Below are 20,298 nucleotides of genomic sequence, written 5' to 3' on the forward strand. Positions count from 1 at the left end.
ACGTATGCAGGTGATAGAGCGTCATCCAGCTCGGTCCACGAATTCATCGGCCTTGCCATCGAATAGCCACCCAAGCTCAGAGCCCAGACCGGAACGAACCATCGGAAATCGATTCGCGATTCCATGTCGAGAACCCCGCACCGGCTCCGTCTACCAGGTGCAGGGCTACGAAAGGCGTAGCCCACGACACCGGGAGAGCACCAATGACGATCCAACGCATGGAGAACGTGGGCATCGTGGTCGATGACCTCGAGGCTGCTACTGCGTTCTTTATCGAACTCGGCATGGAGCTGGAGGGCAATGCGCCGGTCGAGGGCCGTTGGGCAGACCGTGTCGTCGGGCTCGACGGCATCCGAGTCGACGTTGCGATGATGCGCACACCGGATGGCCACGGCCGACTCGAGCTGATGACGTTCCGCACGCCGGCAGCGATCATCGCTGAGCCGAAAATCGCACCGGCGAACACGTTGGGCATACGCCGCATCATGTTTGCCGTCCAGGACATCGAGGACGTCATCGCCCGCCTGCACACCCACGGCGCCGAACTCATCGGCGAGCTGGAGCAGTACGAGGACAGCTATCGACTCTGTTACCTCCGCGGCCCCGAAGGCATCATCGTCGCACTGGCCGAGCAGCTCAGGACGGCTTGATGGCTGTCAGGTACTGCGTGCTGTCGAACATTTCCGCCAGCGGCTCGGGGACCGGTGCCAGGGGACGGTCGTAGCGGGTGGCCAGTTCCCGCAGGCCCAGGCTCGAGGTGGTCCAGCCGTGGGTGGTGAGCAATTCGGCCGGATCGGTGCGGTCGTCGGTGTAGAACAGCGAAGCGAGGTCGACCTTGCCGAACGGGGTGTCCTTCAGGAGTTCCGACTCCTGATCGGCGATACGGCAAATATCGACGCTGGTGTCGATGGTCTCCACCGCCAGTCTGCTACCGGGTGCCGAAAGCCGACCGATTCTCGCGAACAAGGCATCCTGTGCGGCGCCTGGCAGATATGGCAGCAACCCTTCTGCCGACCATGCGGTGGGCGAGGTCGGGTCGAAGCCTGCCGCGACGAGCGCCGCGGGCCAGTCGTCGCGCAGATCAACGGCCACCTCGCGCCGGTCCGACCTCGGCTCGGCGCCGGATTCGGCGAGCACCTGACGTTTGAACTCCAGCACTTTGGGCTGGTCGATCTCGAACACGACCTCGTCCCTCGGCCAATCCAGCCGGTAGGCCCTGGCATCGAGCCCGGCAGCCAGGATCACTGCCTGGGTCACTCCGGCCGCCGCCGCGGACAGGAAGAAATCGTCAAAGAACTTACTTCGATATCCGATGAACCCAGAGGTGAACGGGATCTGCGACCACAACGTCGAATCGGTGATCAGTCGGTTCATGTCCGAATCGCTGGATGCCACCACGAACGGGGCGGCGTATTCGTCATGGACCAGGGCATCGGGCCGTTTCGTCTCGATCGCGCGCGCGGCCGCGACGCCGAGCGCGGTCATGCCGACGCTGCTCACAATGTCCCAGGTATCGCCTTCGGTACGCATAATGCCGTCCTCGGAGTGTCCTGAAGGTCATGGCCGACAAGTCGGAATCCAGGGTTGCGCTCGAGCGAGGAAAGGGGAGCCCTCTTGTCGGCGTGGCGAACATGCTGCTGTCGATGGGTAGAGCTGGTTATCAACTTGATCATACGACCCGAGTGGACCGCGGTGTGGACACCCGGATGCAACCGCCCTGCCCTGGGGCAACCTCCCAGTACCGGCAGTCGACCCGAACTGCGACCCGCTCCCGTTGCCCGTTTTGCGGCCCGCACCCGGCGCGCGGCTAGGGCACCAGCAGATACCACTCCGCGAACGGGCCCTGGATCGGCCACGTGTCGGCCATGATCTTGGCGGGTCCCATCCCCATCCACAGGTCAACGGTCACCGTGGCGCCCGGCGCCGCATCGGTGTGCACATACACCTCTTGCGACCGTGCGCCCGCAGAGCCGACCCAGCCCAGCATCACGTGATTGCCGCACGGCCCGCGCTGATAACCCAGTGGTGTCACGTGCGCCAGCACGTGGCCGGGCTGATGCGGCGCGGCCTCCACCGCCACGCTGATCGCGCCGGTACAGAAATTCGCATCGCCGAAGGTGTAGAGCGTGGTGCCGAGCGGCGCCCATTGCGGCAGCGGATCCGCCTCCGCTGGCGTCGCCAGTATTCCGCATACCAACGCACCGACCCCGGCCGTCACCGCGACCCCCGCCGCCGCTCGCCGCACTGTCATCAGTCGATGTCCTTCCCGCGTAACAAAATTCGCGGCCGTACTACCCGCTCCGGCAATATGGCCCGGACGGACCCCGCGACATCGCAGCGGCGCGTAGCGGAAGTCGTTCCGTCAGTTAGCGTATCGAACCAGATCGACCGCGTGAAGCGTTCTCGTAGACGCCGGGGCGTGGCGATCATCTCATCGAGATCCCTTGGCCGGTATCGGTTCTGCCCGATATCGGTGGCCCCGGCGGACACGTTCCACTATCCGGCCACAGTTCTTCCCCCTCGGTTCGTGCGGAATCGACTCGGCTGACCGGCGGGACGTTCGAGTTCGTATCGGTCTTGCCTCGGAGCGTGATACCGAACTCCGCGGCCGACGCCATTGCTACGGCGCGATCGGCCGGGGGTAGGGGCTGTGCATGGTCAGCCAGCGGATGTCGAGGTCCTGTTCGAGGTAGTCCATTCGGTTGTTCCAGAATGCCTGCAGGTGGGGCAGTGCCAGATGTCTGTCGAGGTCGGCTTTCGATCGCCATACCTCGTAGAAGACGAACGTGTCCGGGTCATTCTTGTCCTCGTGGAAGTGGTACTCGAGTGCGCCGTCCTCGGCCCGAGTCGGTGTGACGAACGACAGCAACAGTTCTCGAAGTTCGGCGGCGCGCTCCGGTTTGGGGCGGGCGAAACCGACCAAGGCATAGGGCGTATCGACGGAAGGTACGAAATCTGTCATACCTCGGACGGTAGCGGGGCTCGAGGTACGATGCAAGTCATACCTTGTGTGAGGAGATTTCACCGTGTCGGACAGTGACGAACCGGCCTTGGCGGATATGGATCTAGGCGCGGTGTTCTCCGCATTGGCGGACCGGCACCGTCGCAGGGTGGTACTCACCTTGTTGGCCGCGCCCGATGGAACCGAGCGGCATTGCAGCTCATTCGATCTGCCGGTGTCGAAAGCCACGCTCACGCACCACTTTCGAGTATTGCGTCAGGCCGGTCTGATTCGTCAGGTGAATCGAGGCAACAGCAATATGGCCCAGTTGCGGCGGGGCGAGTTGGAGCAACGCTTCCCGGCCCTGATCGAACTTCTCCGTACCGAGATGCAGACCTCCACGGTGTCAGGCGATCGCGACAGCACTTGACCGGGCCTGCCTCATTCGGTCCGGCCGAGTGCACGGTGCTGAACGAGGTGTCGTTTACTTTGTGCGAGAGCGGTATTCATGCCACCGCTCCGTAGCGGTCTGCACGGCTTCCTCGTCTTCGATTGCGTGCGCCCCAGAAGCACCGGCTGCTCCGAGAACCACCCCGCTATCGGTGATCAGGACGCCACCGGCGAATGGAATGAAGTCGCCGTCGTGGAGGTGTTGGATGCTGTCGACGATCGGGCCCGGCAGCTTGATCAGACCCGATGGCTGCAACGACAGTAATGCAGTGCGCGCCTTGGCCACAGCGATCCGGCTGGTCATCGGCATGCCGCCGTCGGCGCGCCGTAGGACGATCACCGCGCCGCTCACATCGATCACGGCCACTGCCAGTGGCGGGAAGCCGCGTTCGGCGCCGACCGCCAGCGCGGATGCCACTAGCCAGTCGGCATCGGCCAAGGTCAGTCCGGGAAGTCGAGGATTCTCCGTCATGGACTCGAACCTAGTCGGAGCCGAACTGAAGCAAACCAGCCTGGTACCAACAGATGTGACCGTGCGTCGACCCGCCGGAGCCACGTCGCCGCCCACGCCAGGCCCGGCAATATCCGCTGCTGCCGCTGAACGGTCGCGAGTCGCGTGGTCAGAGTATGGGTGCCTTGACCACTGGGCACGGGGTGGTCAGCAGGGCGGGATCGGTGGCGAGTCCGGAGGTGATGAGCGCGGTGGCGGCGAGATTGAGAACGTGGGTGTCGGTGATGTCGGATCGGATAGCGCCGGTGGCGGCGCGGCGTTCGAATTCCTCGGCCGCTGCTCGCGCGTCGGAGATGTGCGGGTCGGTGGCAGTGCGATCCTTGGCGCCCGCCGATACGAACGCCTCCCAGATCAGCAAGTCGAGTGAGCCGTCGAAGAGATCTTCCGCGTCCACTCCGCCGCATATCGGGCGATCGAGCACATGGGCGACCCGGTGCAAGACGTAGGTGGCCTGTTGAACGCCGAATGCGAGTGCGATGGTTCCCGCGCCGGCGCACCAGGGACGCCCTGCCTCACCGACTCGCTGTCGTCCGAGTCCACTTGCTGTGGGAGGGTTCGGGATGAACAGGGGCGCTTCGAATCCGAGTGCCACCGACCGGCCTGCCCGGAGGTCGGTCGCGAGACATGTGACGAGATCATCCAAGTCGCGGCCGCCGCTGGCGTCGATTCCGGCGATTCGCCACCAGCCGACATTCGCCAGTTTGCCGACATCGACCGCGGCGACAACCAAATTCTCCGGTCGCATGTCAGCACCATAGTCCCGAGTGCCCCGCAATCGGCTCGGCCGGACCGGTGCATCCACCCGAGCATTGCTCGATTCTGGCCGACGTAACCGTGCTCCGCACCACAACGCTCGTGCCGAGTGTTGCGGTAGCTGGTTGCGGTTGGCAATATTGGCCGCCGTATGCCGCTGGTTTCCGATTTCGCGTATGACAGTCTTGATGGCTTATCTGTTGGTGATGCGCTGGGTGCTCAGTTCTTCGTGCCCGGCTGCTCCGTAGCTGATCTCCTCGCGGGGCGAACGCCAGCGGCTCCGTGGCAGTGGACCGACGACACCGAGATGGCCTGTTCGGTGTACTCGGAAGTCCGTGGCCGCGGCTGCGTCAACCGGGATGCGCTCGCGGCCGCATTCGCTGATCGGTGCGAACCGTATCGTGGCTACGGCGGCGGCACAGTCGTTGTGCTGCACGAGATTCGCGATGGGCGCCCCTGGGGCGAAGCGGCCGGAGCTGCTTTCGATGGGCGCGGATCGTGGGGAAACGGAGCCGCGATGCGGGTCGCCCCGCTCGGGGCGTACTTCGCTGGAGATCTGCGTCGAGCGGCCGCGCAGGCCGCGCTCTCCGCTGAGGTCACCCATCGGCACCCGGAAGCGATCGTAGGTGCCATGGTGGTCGCCGCCGCGGCGAGCCATGCTGCGGCGACGCGTGGAAAGGGCTGTGTACCAAGTGAATTGCTGCATGTTGTCGAGCCGTATCTGGTCGAAGGTCGGACCGCGGACGGTGTCCGGCGAGCTCGGAAGCTACTCGGCCGATCGGTAGCCGAAGCAGCGTACGAACTCGGCAACGGCGCGCAGGTCAGCGCTCAGGACACGGTGCCGTTCACGCTGTGGGCAGCGGCTACCTTCCTCGATGACTATCCGGCCGCCGTCACCGCATGCGTCGAGGCCGGCGGGGATGTGGACACAACGGCCGCGATCGTCGGTGGAATCGTGGCAGCACACACCGGGATCGGAAGTCGAGGCACGACGCGCGGAATACCGGAACAGTGGTTGTCGGCGCGTGAGCCCCTGCCCGGCTGGGCGACAGCCTGACGCCGATCATCAGCAAACATTCGGTAGTGCCGTATATCGGTTGTCAGCTGGTCCGGGAATTCGTTTGCGGCGGCGAGCCGAGTGTCCCGCCGATCATGAGGCAGATCATTCGATTGCTGTTGTCGGCCATGGCGGCGAACTGTCGACGTCGTTTGTTGATGAAGGCTGGCGTGTTCGGGCCGGTGCCTGTGTGTCGTCAGTTGGTTCGCAGTGGGACGCCGTCGTGGTGGGCTCCGATGACGATGCCGGCGAGGACGGCGGGTTCGTCGTGGTCGTTGCGGCAGCTATGTGGGACGCCGTTGACAATGAGCCAGTCGCCGGGTTGGAGCCGGATGTCGGTGTCTTCCAGGACGAAGACGGATTCGCCGGAGATCTGCATCAGGCAGTCGATGGAGGCGGTGGTGTGCAGGGTGGAGGCTCCCTTGGCGACGCCGTAGCCGTAGGGGTTGGGGTCCTCGACGAGCGGGTGGGTGTCGGGGTCGGTGCCGGCTTTGAACATCGCTTCCCGTGCGGCGGGATCGTCGGTGCCCCAGAGGTCGTCGGGGTTGAAGCGGGGCGGCAGGGTGAACACGGTGATGTGGAAGCCGCCGGGAGCCGGGAGCAAAGGACCGCGGAACGGTGGCGGGGTTCCGTCGTCCGGTAGCCGGACGGGGGCGTCCGCGGCCCAGATGGACCATTTGTCGCCGTGGTCGGGGTTGGTCGATTCGATGCGATCGTCGGAGACGACGGTGGCTTTGCCGTCGGGTCCGTAGCCGGTGACTACTCGCCGGATTCCGGTCATGGATGGCTCCTGGTGTGCGGTCGGTCGGGTGGTGTGATCAGGTGCAGGGCAGTGGTCATCAGCTCGGGAAGGTCGTCGTGCCCGTCGTTTTCGGCCCAGCGCACGATCGCTGCGGTTGCCGCGGCCAGGCAAGCGCCAGTGGCGACCCAGAGTTCGAACTCCTCTTGTGGTTCGGTGTGGTCACCGCGGAGTGCTTCCACGATGTATCGCTGGGTGCGGTATTGCCCGTCCCACATTCGTTCCCGTAGCGCGGGCACCGATAGGCCCAGGTGCAACCGGGTCAGCAGCATTGCCCGGTCGGCTGGGGTGTGCTGGGCGGCTGCCTCCACCAGTGCGGCGCCGATGCGGCGCATCAGCGACTGTCCTGACGGCCGGGCCTGGATCCGTTCGACGATGATCGGGTCGTATTCGTCGGCGAGGACGAGGTCTTCTTTGGTGGGGAAATAGCGGAACACCGTCATCGACGACACCCCTGCCGCGGCGGCGACGTCGGCAACGGTAGTGGCGTCGTAGCCGCGTTCGGTGAACAGGCGCATCGCCTGTTCCTGAATCGTTCGCTGCGTGCGCGCCTTGTGGGTCTCGCGGAGCCCCGGCTTGCTGCCCATATGTTAGACGCTAACAACTGTTAGTGTCTAACACAAGTGAGAATCGGGAACAGGAGCGGCCGAGATCGCCTTCCGCGCCGCCTTTCTCATGCGTGCCTTCATGGGACGGCAGTGGAATGCGTCGATGCCATGGGCCGACCCGAACGCGGTCCACCGCTCGGTTTCGGTCCGCTGGCGGTGAAAGCCCGAGACATTGGCGACGGCAGCCTCGAGGTTGTCGTAGCGGATCCGGCCGGGCATCCCATCGAACACGGAGCAGGCACTCGTCGAGCAGCCGAAATTCGTCGGCAAACCGCGCTGGGATTCACCCGCGAAGTCAATAGTAGAAAATTTCAACTTATAAGTAGTTTTTGTCTACCTTCTTTGCGATACGATGGTGGTATGCGGAGCTACGACCAGTACTGTTCGATCGCCAAGGCGCTCGACGTTGTGGGAGACCGGTGGACGCTGCTGATCATTCGTGAGCTTCTGCTGCAGGGTTCGTGCCGCTTCACCGATCTGAAGAATGGGCTGCCCGGTGTCGCCGCCAACCTGTTGTCGACCCGGCTGCGGGAGCTCGAACAGGTCGAACTGATCAGCCGAGAGGATGCACCGCCGCCTGTAGCGACCACCCTCTATCGGCTCACCGAGACCGGACTGGCACTGGAGCCCGCGCTGAAGGCCTTGGGGCTCTGGGGTCTTCGCTATATGACGGATATGCGGCCCGAGGACGCCTTCCTGGCGCAATGGCTCGCCTACGCACCGGCGTGGTTTGTCGCCGACATCGATCCGGAGGAGCCGTCGGCGATCATTCAGCTCTGCTCGGGCGATACGCATGCCGTCGTCGAGGTCGGCGCGGGGCGGGTCGATTCGCGCATCGGTGAGGTCGCGGATCCCGACCTTGTCCTCGACGGACCACCGCCCGCGGTGCTCGGCGTGCTCACGGGCGTGATCGATATCGAGCAGGCCATGCAGCTCGGGCTGACCACCCGTGGCCGCCGCGACGTGCTCACCCGTCTCCGCCCCGTCGGGAGGGAACCGGGCCATCCGTGAATTGCCCGGCGCAGGCGTCGGTACAACAAGAAAGAACGGATATGACAAATACACAAATCCCGGCCCAGTACGCGACCGGCGTGTCCCGGATCAACATCGAGCGAGCCCTCGTCGCGGCGGGAAAGGACCTCGATCGGCTCGAGACCGCAGATCTCGCGCTACTCGAGGATTACCACGCCAGCGGACGTATCGCGACCCATCAGCTCGCGGAATTGCTCGACCTGACTCCCGCGACCAAGGTGCTCGATGCGGGCACCGGCATCGGTGGCACCGCCCGGTATCTCGCAGCCCGCTTCGGCTGCCGAGTCACCGGCGTCGATATGGTCGCGGAATACTGTGACACCGCGCGATGGCTCAATCGCCTCGTGGGCATGGATGATCGGATCACCATCCGCCAGGCCGACGTAACCGAACTTCCTTTCGCCGCTTCCGCTTTCGAGGTGGTAATCAGCCAGCACGTCCAGATGAACGTGGCCGACAAGGATCGGCTCTACCGCGAGGCACGCAGGGTGACCGCCGAGGGCGGCCGACTCGCCGTGTGGGACATCGTCGCCGGTGACGGCGGCGCGCTGGACTATCCGCTGCCCTGGGCGGAAGGGCCCGAGCACAGTCACCTGGCCACTCCGGAGGAGTTGCGTGCGGTAATCGAGTCGGCCGGCTTCGCCGTCGAGCACTGGGCGGACCTCACCGCGACAACAGTGACAACAATGCGCACCGTGCTGGCGATGCCGCCCAGTCCGCTCGGACTGCACGCATTTGTGCCCAACTTCCGCGCAAGAGCCGAGCACCTCACCGATGCACTGGCCGACGGACGCCTGCGGGCCGTTCAGGCTGTCGCCAGGGCGAAGTAACGAACACGATCCGCGCCCGAGCCGGGGCTGCCGACCGGACGAGAGAGTTCGGCAGTGTCTCGACGCCAGAAAGTTCCGATCGTGGGCAGTATCCTCCCCGCATGGGCCGCCTTCGCTCGATCCTGGGCAGCACTGTGTTCGCGATCGTCGTGCCCGGCACGGTCGCGGGTCTGCTGCCCTGGTTGATCACGGGCTGGCACAGTACGCACGCCCCCGCTGCGCTCCGTCTGGTCGGTGCGGCTCTGATCGTCCTGGGACTTCCGGTCCTGCTGGACGCCATCTACCGGTTCGCCGTGGAAGGATTGGGCACGCCAGCACCGATCGCACCGACCCGACATCTGGTCGTCGGCGGCCCGAACCGCTTCGTCCGCAACCCGATGTACCTCGCGGTCGTGGCGATCGTCTGCGGCCAGGCGCTGCTCCTGGGCCAGTGGTCACTGGCCTGGTACGGGCTCATTATCGCGGCGGGCCAAGCGCTGTTCGTTCGGTTCTATGAGGAACCCACCCTGCAGCGCGCATTCGGTGTCGAATACGAGCGGTACCGGGCGGCCGTACGCCCATGGGTACCTCGGCTTACACCGTGGCACCCGGATGAGGAGACGAGGTAGTCCGCTGGCCTGGCCGGGATTCCGGCGCGGGACCGGGTAGGTGTACCGCACCGAGTCCGGGCCGAAGCGGCGGTTTCGAAGTCGCCGGATGCAACAGGTTGCGCAGTCCAGATGTGGTTGGCAGATAGGTCGCACCGTCCCTCTCGCGAACTACGCCAGGGTGTCTCTTACGAAGGACTGCGGCGCTATCGTCCGGTTCAACGGCAGGATGGAGCCTGCGATGCTGACCTGATCGCTATCGGTCCAGGTTGTCTGCCCTGTCCCGCAGGTAACGCTGTTCGGGCAGGCTTGTGGTACGCCGGGCCGCTACTCGGTAGTTCGCTCGAGCTGCGGCGTATTCGCCTGCCTGCTCTTGTAGGTGGGCGCGGACGGCGTAGAGGCGGTGGTGACCGGTGATCCGGGGATCGCTGTCCAGTGTTTCCAGCAGTTCTAATCCGGCCTGAGGGCCGCGGGTCATCGCGACCGCGACAGCGTAATTGAGTGTGACCATGGGGTTCGGTGCGATCCGGCGGAGAATTCCGTACAGGATGCGAATCTGTTCCCAGTCGGTGTCCTCGGCTCGGGGCGCCTGGACGTGCAGCGCGGCGGTAGCTGCTTGAAGCTGGTACGGACCGAGCGGCGAGGAGGACATCGCATCGGTCACCAGCGCGACGCCTTCGTCGATCAGGGTGGCGTCCCACCGGTTCCGGTCTTGTTCGGCCAACGGCATGAGGGCCCCGCCTGGGCCGGTGCGGGCCGAACGGCGGGCGTCGGTCAGCAGCATCAGCGCCAGCAGCCCGGCGACTTCACCGTCGTCCGGCAAGGATCGGTGCAGCATGCGCGTGAGCCGGATCGCCTCTGCGGTGAGCTCACCGCGGTGCAGGTCGGGTCCGGAACTGGCGGTGTAGCCCTCGTTGAAGATCAGGTAGAGCACATGCAGGACCGCATCCAGCCGCTCAGCCCACTCCTGAGCACCCGGCATCGCGAACGACGCTCCGGTGGCCTTTATCCGCTGCTTGGCACGACTGATCCGCGGCCCCATGGTGGCCTCCGGCACGAGGAAAGCCCGCGCCACCTCGGCAGTGGTGAGTCCGCCGACCGCCCGCAACGTCAGCGCGACCTGCGAAGTAGGGGTCAACGCAGGGTGGCAGCACAGGAACAGCAGCGCGAGCGTGTCGTCCTGATCGCCGGAGTCTTCGTCGCCGGGCGGCGGCAGGAGGTCGGTGTCCGGCGTCTCCCGCATCGCTGCGGTGACCTCGCGGCGGCGGCGTGCCTGCTCGCTGCGTACCTGATCGACCAGTCGGCGGGCAGCGACGGTGACCAGCCAGGACCGCGGGCTCTCCGGGATGCCTTCAACGGGCCACTGGGTCGCCGCGGCGAGCAACGCCTCCTGGACCGCGTCCTCGCACTCCTCGAACCCGCCGTAGCGGCGCAGCAGCGTGCCGAGGACCTGCGGCGCCAGTTCACGCAGCAGGTCCTCGAGCCGTTCGGGCGTGCTCACATCTCCATCCCGGCCGAGTCCATCAGCGGTCGCACCTCCACGCCGCCGATCTCACCGCTCGATATCAGGGTGGCCAGTTCCACGGCGCGCTCCCGGCTTTCGCAGTCGACCAAGTACTGGCCGGCGACATGATCCGGGGTCAGCAGATACGGCCCCTCGGTCACCGTCACCACGCTGTCCCGAACCCGTACCACGGCGCTGATGGACGGATCGGCGAATACGTAACCGCTGATCAGTTCCCCTGTCTGCTCGGCTGCGGCCAGGAACTGCTCGTGGTCGAACTCTGCTCCCGGTAGGGCCGCGGCGCTCAGATAGAGATTCAGCAGGAACTTCACCGCGTGCTCAGCCGTCGGCAGTGCCCGCGAAGACCACCGGCCGCACCTCGATGCCGAGGCCCTCGACGCCGGCGTCCGGGATGAGCGCCGCCAGCTCGAAGGCACGCTTCTGGCTGTCGCACTCCACCAGGTAGTAGCCGCCGAGGTACTCCTTGCTTTCGAGGTAGGGCCCATCGGTCACAGCCGCGACGCCGCCCCGGACCCTGACCACCGCGCTCTGTGACGGGTCGGCCAGCGCGGTGGTGCTGATCATCTCCCCGGACTTCGTGATGGTTTCCATGAACGCGCCGTGGCCGCGCATCACCGCGTTGCGCTCCTCCTCCGTCAGCGCATCCCAGATCTGCGGGTTGCTGTGCATGATCAACAAGAACTTCACGTTGTCTCCTTCGATGGTCGGGCAGCGCCCCTCGGCGCCGTTCACCATCAAGTCGGAGCCGTTAGCGCATTCTTGCGGCAACGCACCGCAAAAATCTGCCGCCGACTCCGACTACCCCTCCGAAGAGCGCCCCACCTGGACGTTTCGAATTAACGGCGATCACCGGAGTATATGAATGAACCTGCCACGCATCGGCGTCAGCCTGCCGTACATCGACCCTTACGCCGGCCCCGACGCAGTCGTCATGGTGGCGCAGGCGACCGAACGGCTCGGATTCCACGCCGTGTCCGCCAGCGACCGGCTTCTGATCCCGACTGGAGAACACTGGAACAACGACGCCGGCCTGCCCGAGTCCCACGCCTGGGACTCACTGGAGATGCTGACCTGGGCGGCCGCGCACACCCGGCGGATCCGCGTGACCACCGACATCGTGAACTCGATCTTCCAGCCGCCCATCATCCTGGCCCGCAGGCTGGCCACGCTCGACCGGCTGTCCGGGGGGCGGCTGGACGTCGGTGTCGGCCAGGGCGGCGGCACGCGGGTGCCGCCGTTCTACATCCCCGAGGAGTTCACCGCCGCAGGCGTGCCGGTCGGCCGCAGAGGAGCCGGATTCGTCGAGCACATCGCCGCGATGCGGGCCTGCTGGGCCCCCGACCCCGTCGAGTTCCGTGGTGAGCACTACCAGATCCCGCCGTCCATGGTCGGCCCGAAACCATCCGGAAACACCATCCCCCTGTTCATCGGCGCGATCACCCGCCAGACCATCGAACGGGCAGCCCGTATCGGAGACGGCTATATCACCACCGCTGTCGACTGGGACGACACCCATACACACGTCAGCTGGTACCGAGCCGCCGGCGGCACTGGCACCGTCGTGGTGAACGTGATCCCGGCCCGTCATCAACTCTCTCCCAATGCCTTCACCGACGCCGTGCTCAACGAACTCGACCAGGCCGCGGCCGTCGGCGCTGATGAGATGCACATCGCGCTCCATCTCCTGTCCTCCGCCCCAGAGCAGCAGGTTGAACTGTTGGAAGCGCTTGCGGCCGAACTCGACCTGCCAACGTTCCCCCGGTGACAGACTCGACCTCATGTCCCATGGACGGCAGAATCGCATCGCTGGATCGGCTGGTTGCCTGAACTACATCCTGTCCGCCGACCTGGCCTCAGCCACATGACATCTCAACCATCGGCATGCCGATGTGTGTGCGTATTCCAGGGCGGACTTCAGCATCGGGCGGCTGCCGTGGTCGTAACCGGATGGTCGGGCCGGTACGACCATCCGGACCAGCCGAGCCCAGGTAGCGCTGTTGCGGCGGCCCGGCCGATACCGCAGGGGGAGGAGTGTCGGTACCACGGTGTGATGTCCGGGAGCGGTTGGTGGGCATACGTTTCCGGCATGCGAGTGGTGATAGTTGCGATGCTGGTTCTGATGTGCGGTGGGATCGGCGGCGGAATGGCCGAAGCGCAGCCTCCGCAAGCGGATCCGGGGCAGGAACAGGTGGCGTTCAACAGCGACGGGGTGACGCTGTACGGCACGGTCTATCGTCCCGCAGGTGCCGGGCAGCATCCGGGGATTGTGCTCGTCGGCGGATCGGGGCCGGGGCCGCGGGCGGAATACCGGCCAGAGGCAGAAGCCTTCGCGCGGGCGGGCATCACCACGCTGGTCGTGGACAAGCGGACGGCCGGATACTCCACTCTCCGCCGGGATTTCGGAGTGCTGGCCGACGATGCGCTCGCCGGGGTGCGGCTGCTGCGGAACCGACCCGACGTAGCTGCCGAGCATGTCGGGTTGTGGGGGTTCAGTGAGGGCGGCTGGGTGGCGATGCTCGCGGCGTCGCGGTCTACGACGGTGGGATTCGTGGTCACCATCGGCGGCTCCGGCCTGACACCCTTGCGCACCCAAACCTGGCTTCTCGCGAATCTGCTACGGCACAAGGGTATTTCGGGAGGCCTGTCGGATGCGGTGAGCGGACCGGGCGCGGCCGTGGTCGACGGAGCCGGGGTGTTCCCGGAGGCGGACTACGACCCGCTGCCGGCGCTGCGGCAGGTGCGTGTGCCGGTACTGGCCCTGTGGGGTGACCACGATGTGAAGGTCCCGGGCGCCGAGAGTGCCACGATCTTTCAGCGGGAACTCGCGACCGCAGGGAATCATTCGGTCACAACGCGTTTCGTGCCGAATGCCGGGCACAATGGGCATCGGACCACTGACGGCTTCGACACGGTCGGAGGAGAGCTGTTCCAGGACAAGCCACTGGGCGAACTCGGCCCCGGCTATGCCGACGTGATCACCGACTGGATCCATTCGGTCGCCGCAGATCAGGCGCCGCCCAGCGGGGCCGCGGCGGCCCCGGCCCAGACCATGAGCAGCCGCGCACCGGGCGACCACCCCAGTCTCGAGTACGCGGCGCTGGCCGCGCTGCTCCTCGGCTTTGCCGTCTATCCGCTGTCGGCTATCGGGCGGATGGTGCTGCGGCGCAAGCTATCCGGGAGTGCGCGGGAAGTTCGATGGGCGGCCCGGGCGGTGTCGGTCACCGGGCTACTGGCGGCGCTGGGCGGCGTGGTCTATGTGGTGGGGATATTGGCGGTGGGTGGTCGAATGCCGCTGACGTCATTCGCGGCCGGGCAGCCGCTGCCTTGGCTGCTGGTGCGCGGGCTGACCTTGGCGGTGCCCGTGGCGGCAGTCGTCCTGGGACTATCGGGGTGGCGGGCGCGAGGCCGGATGGACGCACTGCTGCGCTGGCAGACGATTGTGCTGCTCGCGGCGGCGGCGGCCTTTGTGCCGTGGGCGCTGCACTGGCAGTTGCTCCCCCGATGAGCCGGTTTCTGTCGGTCCATGCGAATGCACTCTCTGCCGCCGGGCGGGCGATCTGAGCAGTGAGATCCACTGCGGTGCAGATTGTCTGCGGTGGAGGATCTGCCACGCATAGAAGCGCGGAAGGACACGTCTGGGGTACCGGCTGCCCATAACGAGCACCTCGTCCGGCTCCAGCCCTAGCCGCGCGGTCATCTCCGCAGCAGACAACGAGGTGCTCCTCACCGAGAAATAGCAGTACTGGCCATCTTCACGGCGAAGATCCCACCAGACACGCGACAGGCCGACGACTCAACTATCTGTCGGCGGACGCATCAATCCATTCGACGATGGTGGCGAAATCATTGCGCTGCAGTCCCATCCGAGGGTCAACGCGATGCAAAAGGGCTCGACCACCGTGATGCGCTGACACCCATTCCCGGTCGCCGTCACCGATCTCGTCGTCGATCCAGATGAATGATCGTCCCGCCGCCCATTCGATCAATGTTCGGGTCTTCCAATGCAGCCCGAACCATTCGTCGATGCGATCGTCCGGTCGCTCAGGCCAGTCCACCACCGCCAGCGTCGGCAAGCCCAGCGCTGGACCGACCGAATGGTTGGCCTCGTGCATCCAGGTCGTTGCCCACACCAACTCGCAGGCAAGGGTCGACAGCAGCGGCCCGAGTCCGGGATCGAGATGCGCCAGAAGCGGATTGGCTCCATCCTGCCACGCGGGAAGGGGCGATGAATCCGACTCATGCCCAGATGCCCCGCCGAACGGGATCAACGGTCCATCGACGTCGAGGAACAGCAGAGGACGATGCAGCCTATCCATCACCATCGCAGGCTAGACCCAGGACTTGGCCGACGAACCATCCAGCCTCGGGCGAATTTCCACACCGGCCAGAAATACTGAGACCCGATGAAGGATCGTGTCTCGATCAATCTGGCCAATCCACAAGGTCAATGGATCTGGCACTGGCCAGATTCATTGAGACAGGACAGCTCGAGTCGGATTCGTGTAGGGCGCGGTTCCCTGGCGTCATGTCCTGTGGCAGTAGATCTTCCTTATTGTCAGTCGATCTTGCTCGTTCCCGTGTCTCTGTCAGTACAGTTTGCTCAACTGCCTGGTTCGAAGGTGTGGCAGGCGAACTCGCCGGGGTCTGGTCCTGCCTGGGCAAGCAATTCACCTGTTGTCGACCAGATGCCCGAACGTCCGGAGGTCCGTGCGAACCCACCGCCAGTCGAGCCGGCGAACGCTGCGGTGGCTGCCCACACGCCGTGCTCGGTCGCCACGTTGCGGGCGCGCTCGCCGAGGAGTGCCGCCTCCTCCGCGCTGTGCACCACACCGGCCACATAGCCGTGGATATCGAGCGCGGCAGTCCGCCGCGCGTGCTCGGCGATCCCGGTGTCTCGGCAGATGGCAAGGCCCAAACGCCAACCGTCGACTTCCAGTGCTGTCGGCTCGCCGGAACGGAAACGGTCGGACTCGCTGCCGTGCAGGTGCACCTTCCGGTAGACGACCGACGCTCCGCGGTGATCGACGGCGAGAATACCGATCGACGGTCCCGGCGTCGGTGCCCCGACCAACGCGATCGTTCCGGTGTCCGCGCACGCGGCAACGATGGGAGCCAGCCGAGTATCTTGCGGCGCAACAATGTCGGCATCCAACTCGAAGCCGGTCAGCGACATCTGCGGGAATACCACCACCCGTGCCCGCGCGGCCCGGATCAGCTCGACATGCGCCTGCACGTTGGCGGCTACCGCATGCGATACGCACCGAGGTTGCGCAACAGCGATCCGCAAGGCTTTCCGCACCGACCCCTCATTTCTCTTCTGCGACAGTGAATCTTGCTCGTTCCGCCAGTTCTGCCACTACGGTTTGCTCGTTGTCTTGATCGTATCGCGCGGGATGGTGGCCGGTGGCCGATGCAGCTGTCGAATGGGGGCAGGCCCCTGGTCGAGGTGGACTTCGTCGATGCGGTCGGCGCCCAGCAGCGGCTGACGCTGTCCTCGTGCACAGCAGTGCGGTTCGAGGATGTGCGGCCGGTGCGCCGGTTCCGCCATCGATCCTCAACACACGCGGATTCGAGCAAGATCTAATGGCAAATCGGCTCGTCCCAAGGCATCTCGGCAGTTCTGATCAGCGTCGTATTGCCAGTCAAGATTCCTCACCGCAGGTCAGAGGCACCCCGACGAGGACGAATCACTGACACAGGACACGTCAGGAAGTCCGGAACGCCCGGCGGTATGCGCCCGGGGTTGTGCCGACCTGAGCGCGAAAGCGGCGACGGAGGTTGACCGCCGAGGTGAGGCCGACGCGGGCCGCGATGGCTTCGACCGGTAGGTCCGTCTGTTCCAGTAGGGTGCGTGCCTCGGCGACCCGGCGCGACAACAACCATGCGCCCGGGCTCGTGCCGAGGTGATCGGTGAAGCGTCGGGCCAGTGTGCGGGGCGAGACGTTGGCGTGTGCGGCCAGATCACGCACCGACAGCGGTGACCCCAAGCGTGTTTCGGCCCAGTCGAGGAGCCCGTCCAGTGCGTTCGTGGGCGCTGCGGGCGGGGCGTATTGTCGCTGGCCGCCGTCGCGGTGCAGCGGCATCACCATGTGTCGCGCGAGGAGAGCGGCGTGCGCGGCCCCGTGGTCCTTTCGGACCAGGTGCAGGCACAGGTCGATACCCGCGCCCGCTCCGGCGCTGGTAGCGACATCGCCGTGGTCGACGTAGAGCATGTCCGGCTGCACACGGATCCGGGGGAACTCCTGCTGCAGCTGCGTCGCGCGAGCCCAGTGTGTGGTAGCCGAGCGGCCGTCCAGCAGCCCGGTGCGCGCCAGCGCGAAAACTCCGGAGCAGATCGTGACCAGCCGCGCCCCACGGGCATGTGCCCGCAGCAGTGCGTGACGCACGGGCGGCGACAGCGGCGCCTGCACCGGCGCCCAGCCGGGTATGAGCACGGTGTCCGCGGATGCGAGTACCGAAAGGTCATGTGCGACCGAGATCGCGTATCCGGCTGTCGTCGGCACCGGGCCGGGTTCTTCCGTGCACACCTCGAACTCGTAGTGCTGCGGCAGCTCGGCCCGCTCGGTGCCGAATACCTCGACGGCGCAGCCGAGTTCGAACGTTGACTGCACCGGCCGCACCAGGGCCACCACGCGATGCATGGCAGAAATGTACCCCTTGATGTCGTATCGGACACTTTCCGACGCCGGTCGCGAACGGCACCGTTGCAGGCATGCACCCCGAGATCCTTGCCCAGGAGGGCTACACCTCTGTTTCCGTCGATGAATCCCCGGTCCGCGACCTCTTCCCAGGGATCCGCGTCCGCCCGCTGTGGACCGGGCCCTCCGGTGCGCACGCCAACATGCTGGAGATGGATCCGGGCACCTCGTGGCCGCGCCGCGACGTCCACGACCCCGGCCCGGAGGAGGTTTACGTGGTCGCGGGCACGTTCAATGACGGCGCCCGCGACTACCCGCCCGGAACCTTTCTGCACGCCCCGGCCGGGTCCTGGCATGTTCCGGCAACCACAACCGGCTGCACCCTGTTCGTGTTCTACCCGGAAGGCTAGAACACGACAATGCCCCACGCCCCTGGGCTCGATGAGGATCCCGCCCCCAACTGCCCCGTCCAATTACCTTGCTGCGCTACCCACTCCGACTGCTCGCCGAGCGTAGTCATTTGGCTGTCGAATCGGCCTGGGCGACCACCCTTCGACTACGTTCGACAGATCTCGGACCCAGGGCTCGATATGGCAGGAGGTATCTGGATGCGGCACTGTCGAACGTTGGCGAGCAGGTCGAGCAATTTTCGCCGCGAGATCATTTGCGCTGCAACGGTTGTCGTGGTTCTCGGGTGATCCGCCTGGCATCATCGTGATCGCGCGCACCTGTGTTCGGTCAGGTGCTTCCGATCAGGTGGGCAGGTCGCGAATCAGCACGTCGAATGTGGGGGCGTCGGGCCAGCTCGGTTTTAGGGTGCCGACCCGATGCCAGCCCCACTTGCGATAGGTGGTGTACGCGCGGGAGTTGTCGGGGCGGACGAGAAGCGTTGCGCGGGGTTCGGGTCGGGCGTCGAGGAGTTCGTTGTGGAGCGCATGGGCTATGCCGCGGCCGGTGAGCTCGGATCGGACCATGATTTCGCTGAGGGCAAATGTGCGGGAACCATTCTCGGCGGTGAACTCGGCTGCGTTTTCCTCGTCCAACTCGAGCCCGCCCCACCACGCGGTGTTCTCGGGCAGTGGCCAGCCCCATGCCTGACCGCACGTGTGCCCGTCGAGTTCTGCGATCACCAACTCGAATCCGGCGGCGCGGCTGGGGCTGGTGTATGCGTCGAAGCGGTGCATAAACGCGTCCGGCGATTCGAACTTCTCGCCGGTGTCGATCGCCCGAATGTAGGAACCGCGGAAGATGTCTTCGACCTCTGTGCGCCGATCGCGGGCCTGTGCGGCCGTCAGGTGGTGGAACACCAGGTTTTCGAGCCCTGTCGCGTTTTGGCCCGGATTCATGCGGTGATGACCTTTCTCGCCAGAACGTCGAATCGTTGTCGGAATTCGTCGGAATACCCCTCGACCGCATCACAAACTGGTGCAAGGAGTTTGAGTGTGCGGGTCGAAGAGATCTCTCGCTCGAGGTCGGTGAGGACCGAAACCCCTTGGGCGGTAGCGGCTTCGATGTCTCCTACATTCGCCAGGGCGGCGGCCCAGCCTGCTCGGTAATTCGCCGCGTTGCGGGCACCTGCCTGCTCGAGCGCGAGTCCCGCAGACAGGGTTGCCGCCTTTTCCAGATCTCCGAGGTCGCCGACACCGCGGGCTTCGTGGGATCGGATCTCGGTAGTCGTGACGAACCGAAGCCATCGTGGGCACTCGTCCGGCGACTCGTGCTCGAGCGCGAAATCGAGTTCACGCCAAGCAGTGGCAACAGCTCTGCCGAATCGGGCACGGTCGCCGAGCACGCCGTATGCTTGTGCTTCGCGGATCGCCATCAGCGCGTGGATGCGGCTCGGTGGGCGACCGCGGCTCAGGTCTTGCGCACGTCCGATAAGTCCGAGTGCGCGGTACGGGTTTCCTCGACCGGTGCGCGACAGGGTGATCGCCTGATGCGCGGCGTTCAGGCATATGTGGACGGTCAGTCCGTCGTCGCCAGCCTGGTTGGCCAATGCGAACCCGTCGGCATAGCAGCGACGCGCAAGAAGGTGCATCTCCGCGTCGAAAGCCAACCAACCCGCGATTGTTGCGAGTTCGCCCGCTGCGCGCATGAACGCCGTGCCTGCTTGCTCGTCGAAGGCGCATGTTTCCAGAGCGGCTTTCGCCCATTCCAGTTCGTCTACGGCTGTCTGCACCAGCGCTGCACCGCCTACTGTCTGCTCGCGCCGGGCGAAGTCCTCAACATTCGCCGCGAGGCGATTGGCCTCGGCGATTCCGAGGCGGCTCGGCTTCGGTGCGGAGTCCAGGGCAGGCAGCGCAATTGCCGTCCCGAGCATGACTCCGAACTCTCGCCGTTTCACTTCGTCGCCCTCGACTTCCCATGGCATGTATCGCGCAGTCATTGCCAGGTTATCGTCGGCTACCGCCGCCCGAAACCGTTGCGCCTGCTGATCATTGAGACGCGCAAGCTGTGAGTCCAGATCCTGTGCAGACTTCCCGCGAACCGGGCGGTCTGCCGTAGTCTTTTCCCACTTCCTGATTGTCGGCGGCTCGTAGCCAACCTTCGCGGCGAAGTCGTCCTGC

At 65.5% G+C, this 20,298-nt stretch carries 25 protein-coding genes and 1 pseudogene; 10 read left to right on the forward strand and 16 right to left on the reverse strand.

Going from position 1 to position 20,298, the window contains the following annotated elements; all coding sequences use genetic code 11:
- Nucleotides 1-203: 203 nt before the first annotated feature.
- Nucleotides 204-650 carry a VOC family protein gene (locus tag ABZ293_RS14115; RefSeq protein ID WP_355180519.1) on the forward strand — a complete coding sequence of 149 codons (447 nt, stop codon included), beginning with the start codon at nt 204-206 and terminating at the stop codon, nt 648-650.
- Here ABZ293_RS14115 and ABZ293_RS14120 read toward each other — a convergent pair.
- From ABZ293_RS14120 to ABZ293_RS14130, 3 genes are all read right to left on the reverse strand, one after another.
- Entirely contained in the window at nt 637-1,530 is an 894-nt protein-coding gene (locus ABZ293_RS14120) for a class I SAM-dependent methyltransferase (RefSeq protein WP_355180521.1), read from the reverse strand. The genes ABZ293_RS14115 and ABZ293_RS14120 overlap by 14 nt on opposite strands.
- Nucleotides 1,531-1,807: 277 nt before the next feature.
- Nucleotides 1,808-2,251 (reverse strand): hypothetical protein, encoded by a 444-nt coding sequence (locus tag ABZ293_RS14125; RefSeq protein WP_355180523.1) that lies wholly within the window; start codon nt 2,249-2,251, stop codon nt 1,808-1,810.
- 369 nt (nt 2,252-2,620) lie between these two features.
- Nucleotides 2,621-2,962, reverse strand: a complete 342-nt coding sequence (locus tag ABZ293_RS14130; protein ID WP_355180525.1) for a putative quinol monooxygenase — start codon at nt 2,960-2,962, stop codon at nt 2,621-2,623.
- Between the two features lie 64 nt (nt 2,963-3,026).
- Here ABZ293_RS14130 and ABZ293_RS14135 point away from each other — a divergent pair, with 64 nt between their 5' ends.
- Complete coding sequence (locus ABZ293_RS14135; protein WP_355180527.1) at nt 3,027-3,371, forward strand: ArsR family transcriptional regulator; 345 nt, start codon at nt 3,027-3,029, stop codon at nt 3,369-3,371.
- A gap of 54 nt (nt 3,372-3,425) precedes the next feature.
- Here the strand turns inward: ABZ293_RS14135 and ABZ293_RS14140 are convergent, their stop codons facing one another.
- Together ABZ293_RS14140 and ABZ293_RS14145 are read right to left on the reverse strand one after the other, a co-directional pair.
- The gene (locus ABZ293_RS14140; RefSeq protein WP_355180529.1) at nt 3,426-3,863 is read right to left on the reverse strand and encodes a heme-binding protein; all 438 of its coding nucleotides are present in this window, start codon (nt 3,861-3,863) and stop codon (nt 3,426-3,428) included.
- A 148-nt stretch (nt 3,864-4,011) separates the two neighbouring features.
- Nucleotides 4,012-4,647, reverse strand: coding sequence for a hypothetical protein (locus tag ABZ293_RS14145; protein ID WP_355180531.1), 636 nt, complete (start codon nt 4,645-4,647; stop codon nt 4,012-4,014).
- A 159-nt stretch (nt 4,648-4,806) separates the two neighbouring features.
- Between ABZ293_RS14145 and ABZ293_RS14150 the strand changes: the two genes are divergently transcribed.
- A complete protein-coding gene (locus tag ABZ293_RS14150) occupies nt 4,807-5,712 on the forward strand; it encodes an ADP-ribosylglycohydrolase family protein (protein ID WP_355180533.1) in 906 nt (301 codons plus the stop codon).
- Nucleotides 5,713-5,908: 196 nt separating this feature from the next.
- Here the strand turns inward: ABZ293_RS14150 and ABZ293_RS14155 are convergent, their stop codons facing one another.
- Entirely contained in the window at nt 5,909-6,493 is a 585-nt protein-coding gene (locus tag ABZ293_RS14155; protein ID WP_355180535.1) for a hypothetical protein, read from the reverse strand.
- Entirely contained in the window at nt 6,490-7,098 is a 609-nt protein-coding gene (locus tag ABZ293_RS14160) for a TetR/AcrR family transcriptional regulator (protein ID WP_355180537.1), read from the reverse strand. Before ABZ293_RS14160 ends, ABZ293_RS14155 begins: the two co-directional genes overlap by 4 nt.
- A 381-nt stretch (nt 7,099-7,479) precedes the next feature.
- On the opposite strand from ABZ293_RS14160, the gene ABZ293_RS14165 reads away from it, so the two are divergent.
- The 3 genes from ABZ293_RS14165 to ABZ293_RS14175 all read left to right on the forward strand — a co-directional run bounded on the left by ABZ293_RS14165 (nt 7,480) and on the right by ABZ293_RS14175 (nt 9,589).
- Nucleotides 7,480-8,130 (forward strand): helix-turn-helix domain-containing protein, encoded by a 651-nt coding sequence (locus ABZ293_RS14165; RefSeq protein WP_355180539.1) that lies wholly within the window; start codon nt 7,480-7,482, stop codon nt 8,128-8,130.
- A gap of 41 nt (nt 8,131-8,171) precedes the next feature.
- The gene (locus ABZ293_RS14170; RefSeq protein ID WP_355180541.1) at nt 8,172-8,981 is read left to right on the forward strand and encodes a class I SAM-dependent methyltransferase; all 810 of its coding nucleotides are present in this window, start codon (nt 8,172-8,174) and stop codon (nt 8,979-8,981) included.
- 101 nt (nt 8,982-9,082) lie between these two features.
- The gene (locus ABZ293_RS14175) at nt 9,083-9,589 is read left to right on the forward strand and encodes an isoprenylcysteine carboxylmethyltransferase family protein (protein WP_355180543.1); all 507 of its coding nucleotides are present in this window, start codon (nt 9,083-9,085) and stop codon (nt 9,587-9,589) included.
- A 235-nt stretch (nt 9,590-9,824) separates the two neighbouring features.
- Here the strand turns inward: ABZ293_RS14175 and ABZ293_RS14180 are convergent, their stop codons facing one another.
- From ABZ293_RS14180 to ABZ293_RS14190, 3 genes are read right to left on the reverse strand one after another with little or no spacing between them, the layout of a single operon-like run.
- Nucleotides 9,825-11,069 carry an RNA polymerase sigma factor gene (locus ABZ293_RS14180; protein ID WP_355180545.1) on the reverse strand — a complete coding sequence of 415 codons (1,245 nt, stop codon included), beginning with the start codon at nt 11,067-11,069 and terminating at the stop codon, nt 9,825-9,827.
- Nucleotides 11,066-11,404, reverse strand: a complete 339-nt coding sequence (locus ABZ293_RS14185) for a hypothetical protein (protein WP_354951170.1) — start codon at nt 11,402-11,404, stop codon at nt 11,066-11,068. The genes ABZ293_RS14180 and ABZ293_RS14185 overlap by 4 nt, the downstream gene beginning before the upstream one ends.
- 7 nt (nt 11,405-11,411) lie before the next feature.
- Nucleotides 11,412-11,828, reverse strand: coding sequence for a YciI family protein (locus tag ABZ293_RS14190; RefSeq protein WP_355180781.1), 417 nt, complete (start codon nt 11,826-11,828; stop codon nt 11,412-11,414).
- A 127-nt stretch (nt 11,829-11,955) separates the two neighbouring features.
- Here ABZ293_RS14190 and ABZ293_RS14195 point away from each other — a divergent pair, with 127 nt between their 5' ends.
- Both ABZ293_RS14195 and ABZ293_RS14200 read left to right on the forward strand, forming a co-directional pair.
- A complete protein-coding gene (locus tag ABZ293_RS14195) occupies nt 11,956-12,858 on the forward strand; it encodes a TIGR03619 family F420-dependent LLM class oxidoreductase (RefSeq protein WP_355180547.1) in 903 nt (300 codons plus the stop codon).
- A gap of 321 nt (nt 12,859-13,179) precedes the next feature.
- On the forward strand, nt 13,180-14,598 hold the full coding sequence (locus ABZ293_RS14200) for a prolyl oligopeptidase family serine peptidase (protein ID WP_355180549.1): 1,419 nt from the start codon (nt 13,180-13,182) through the stop codon (nt 14,596-14,598).
- 108 nt (nt 14,599-14,706) lie between these two features.
- Here ABZ293_RS14200 and ABZ293_RS14205 read toward each other — a convergent pair.
- From ABZ293_RS14205 to ABZ293_RS14215, 3 genes and pseudogenes are all read right to left on the reverse strand, one after another.
- A pseudogene (locus ABZ293_RS14205) lies at nt 14,707-14,820 on the reverse strand (DUF4279 domain-containing protein); the annotation flags it as partial.
- A gap of 70 nt (nt 14,821-14,890) precedes the next feature.
- A complete protein-coding gene (locus ABZ293_RS14210) occupies nt 14,891-15,409 on the reverse strand; it encodes an HAD domain-containing protein (protein WP_355180783.1) in 519 nt (172 codons plus the stop codon).
- Nucleotides 15,410-15,693: 284 nt separating this feature from the next.
- Nucleotides 15,694-16,392, reverse strand: a complete 699-nt coding sequence (locus ABZ293_RS14215) for a carbon-nitrogen hydrolase family protein (RefSeq protein WP_355180551.1) — start codon at nt 16,390-16,392, stop codon at nt 15,694-15,696.
- A gap of 111 nt (nt 16,393-16,503) precedes the next feature.
- Here ABZ293_RS14215 and ABZ293_RS14220 point away from each other — a divergent pair, with 111 nt between their 5' ends.
- A complete protein-coding gene (locus ABZ293_RS14220) occupies nt 16,504-16,677 on the forward strand; it encodes a hypothetical protein (protein WP_355180553.1) in 174 nt (57 codons plus the stop codon).
- 121 nt (nt 16,678-16,798) lie between these two features.
- On the opposite strand, the gene ABZ293_RS14225 is transcribed toward ABZ293_RS14220, so the two are convergent.
- Nucleotides 16,799-17,734: a helix-turn-helix domain-containing protein gene (locus ABZ293_RS14225; RefSeq protein WP_355180555.1), complete on the reverse strand. Its 936-nt coding sequence runs from the start codon at nt 17,732-17,734 to the stop codon at nt 16,799-16,801.
- Nucleotides 17,735-17,805: 71 nt separating this feature from the next.
- Between ABZ293_RS14225 and ABZ293_RS14230 the strand changes: the two genes are divergently transcribed.
- The gene (locus ABZ293_RS14230; protein WP_355180557.1) at nt 17,806-18,141 is read left to right on the forward strand and encodes a cupin domain-containing protein; all 336 of its coding nucleotides are present in this window, start codon (nt 17,806-17,808) and stop codon (nt 18,139-18,141) included.
- 342 nt (nt 18,142-18,483) lie between these two features.
- Here the strand turns inward: ABZ293_RS14230 and ABZ293_RS14235 are convergent, their stop codons facing one another.
- Both ABZ293_RS14235 and ABZ293_RS14240 read right to left on the reverse strand, forming a co-directional pair.
- Nucleotides 18,484-19,077 carry a GNAT family N-acetyltransferase gene (locus tag ABZ293_RS14235; RefSeq protein ID WP_355180559.1) on the reverse strand — a complete coding sequence of 198 codons (594 nt, stop codon included), beginning with the start codon at nt 19,075-19,077 and terminating at the stop codon, nt 18,484-18,486.
- Nucleotides 19,074-20,117, reverse strand: a complete 1,044-nt coding sequence (locus tag ABZ293_RS14240; RefSeq protein WP_355180561.1) for a hypothetical protein — start codon at nt 20,115-20,117, stop codon at nt 19,074-19,076. Before ABZ293_RS14240 ends, ABZ293_RS14235 begins: the two co-directional genes overlap by 4 nt.
- Nucleotides 20,118-20,298 lie beyond the last annotated feature (181 nt).

It is taken from the genome of Nocardia sp. NPDC005998 (genome assembly GCF_040614395.1).
Classification (GTDB): domain Bacteria; phylum Actinomycetota; class Actinomycetes; order Mycobacteriales; family Mycobacteriaceae; genus Nocardia.

Coding starts and splice junctions, on each gene's coding strand:
- ABZ293_RS14115 (WP_355180519.1), top strand. CDS start 204: ATGACGATCCAACGCATGGAGAACGTGGGCATCGTGGTCGATGACCTC.
- ABZ293_RS14120 (WP_355180521.1), bottom strand. CDS start 1,530: ATGCGTACCGAAGGCGATACCTGGGACATTGTGAGCAGCGTCGGCATG.
- ABZ293_RS14125 (WP_355180523.1), bottom strand. CDS start 2,251: ATGACAGTGCGGCGAGCGGCGGCGGGGGTCGCGGTGACGGCCGGGGTC.
- ABZ293_RS14130 (WP_355180525.1), bottom strand. CDS start 2,962: ATGACAGATTTCGTACCTTCCGTCGATACGCCCTATGCCTTGGTCGGT.
- ABZ293_RS14140 (WP_355180529.1), bottom strand. CDS start 3,863: ATGACGGAGAATCCTCGACTTCCCGGACTGACCTTGGCCGATGCCGAC.
- ABZ293_RS14145 (WP_355180531.1), bottom strand. CDS start 4,647: ATGCGACCGGAGAATTTGGTTGTCGCCGCGGTCGATGTCGGCAAACTG.
- ABZ293_RS14150 (WP_355180533.1), top strand. CDS start 4,807: ATGCCGCTGGTTTCCGATTTCGCGTATGACAGTCTTGATGGCTTATCT.
- ABZ293_RS14155 (WP_355180535.1), bottom strand. CDS start 6,493: ATGACCGGAATCCGGCGAGTAGTCACCGGCTACGGACCCGACGGCAAA.
- ABZ293_RS14160 (WP_355180537.1), bottom strand. CDS start 7,098: ATGGGCAGCAAGCCGGGGCTCCGCGAGACCCACAAGGCGCGCACGCAG.
- ABZ293_RS14165 (WP_355180539.1), top strand. CDS start 7,480: ATGCGGAGCTACGACCAGTACTGTTCGATCGCCAAGGCGCTCGACGTT.
- ABZ293_RS14170 (WP_355180541.1), top strand. CDS start 8,172: ATGACAAATACACAAATCCCGGCCCAGTACGCGACCGGCGTGTCCCGG.
- ABZ293_RS14175 (WP_355180543.1), top strand. CDS start 9,083: ATGGGCCGCCTTCGCTCGATCCTGGGCAGCACTGTGTTCGCGATCGTC.
- ABZ293_RS14190 (WP_355180781.1), bottom strand. CDS start 11,828: ATGGTGAACGGCGCCGAGGGGCGCTGCCCGACCATCGAAGGAGACAAC.
- ABZ293_RS14195 (WP_355180547.1), top strand. CDS start 11,956: ATGAACCTGCCACGCATCGGCGTCAGCCTGCCGTACATCGACCCTTAC.
- ABZ293_RS14200 (WP_355180549.1), top strand. CDS start 13,180: ATGCGAGTGGTGATAGTTGCGATGCTGGTTCTGATGTGCGGTGGGATC.
- ABZ293_RS14210 (WP_355180783.1), bottom strand. CDS start 15,409: ATGGATAGGCTGCATCGTCCTCTGCTGTTCCTCGACGTCGATGGACCG.
- ABZ293_RS14220 (WP_355180553.1), top strand. CDS start 16,504: ATGCAGCTGTCGAATGGGGGCAGGCCCCTGGTCGAGGTGGACTTCGTC.
- ABZ293_RS14225 (WP_355180555.1), bottom strand. CDS start 17,734: ATGCATCGCGTGGTGGCCCTGGTGCGGCCGGTGCAGTCAACGTTCGAA.
- ABZ293_RS14230 (WP_355180557.1), top strand. CDS start 17,806: ATGCACCCCGAGATCCTTGCCCAGGAGGGCTACACCTCTGTTTCCGTC.
- ABZ293_RS14235 (WP_355180559.1), bottom strand. CDS start 19,077: ATGAATCCGGGCCAAAACGCGACAGGGCTCGAAAACCTGGTGTTCCAC.
- ABZ293_RS14240 (WP_355180561.1), bottom strand. CDS start 20,117: ATGACTGCGCGATACATGCCATGGGAAGTCGAGGGCGACGAAGTGAAA.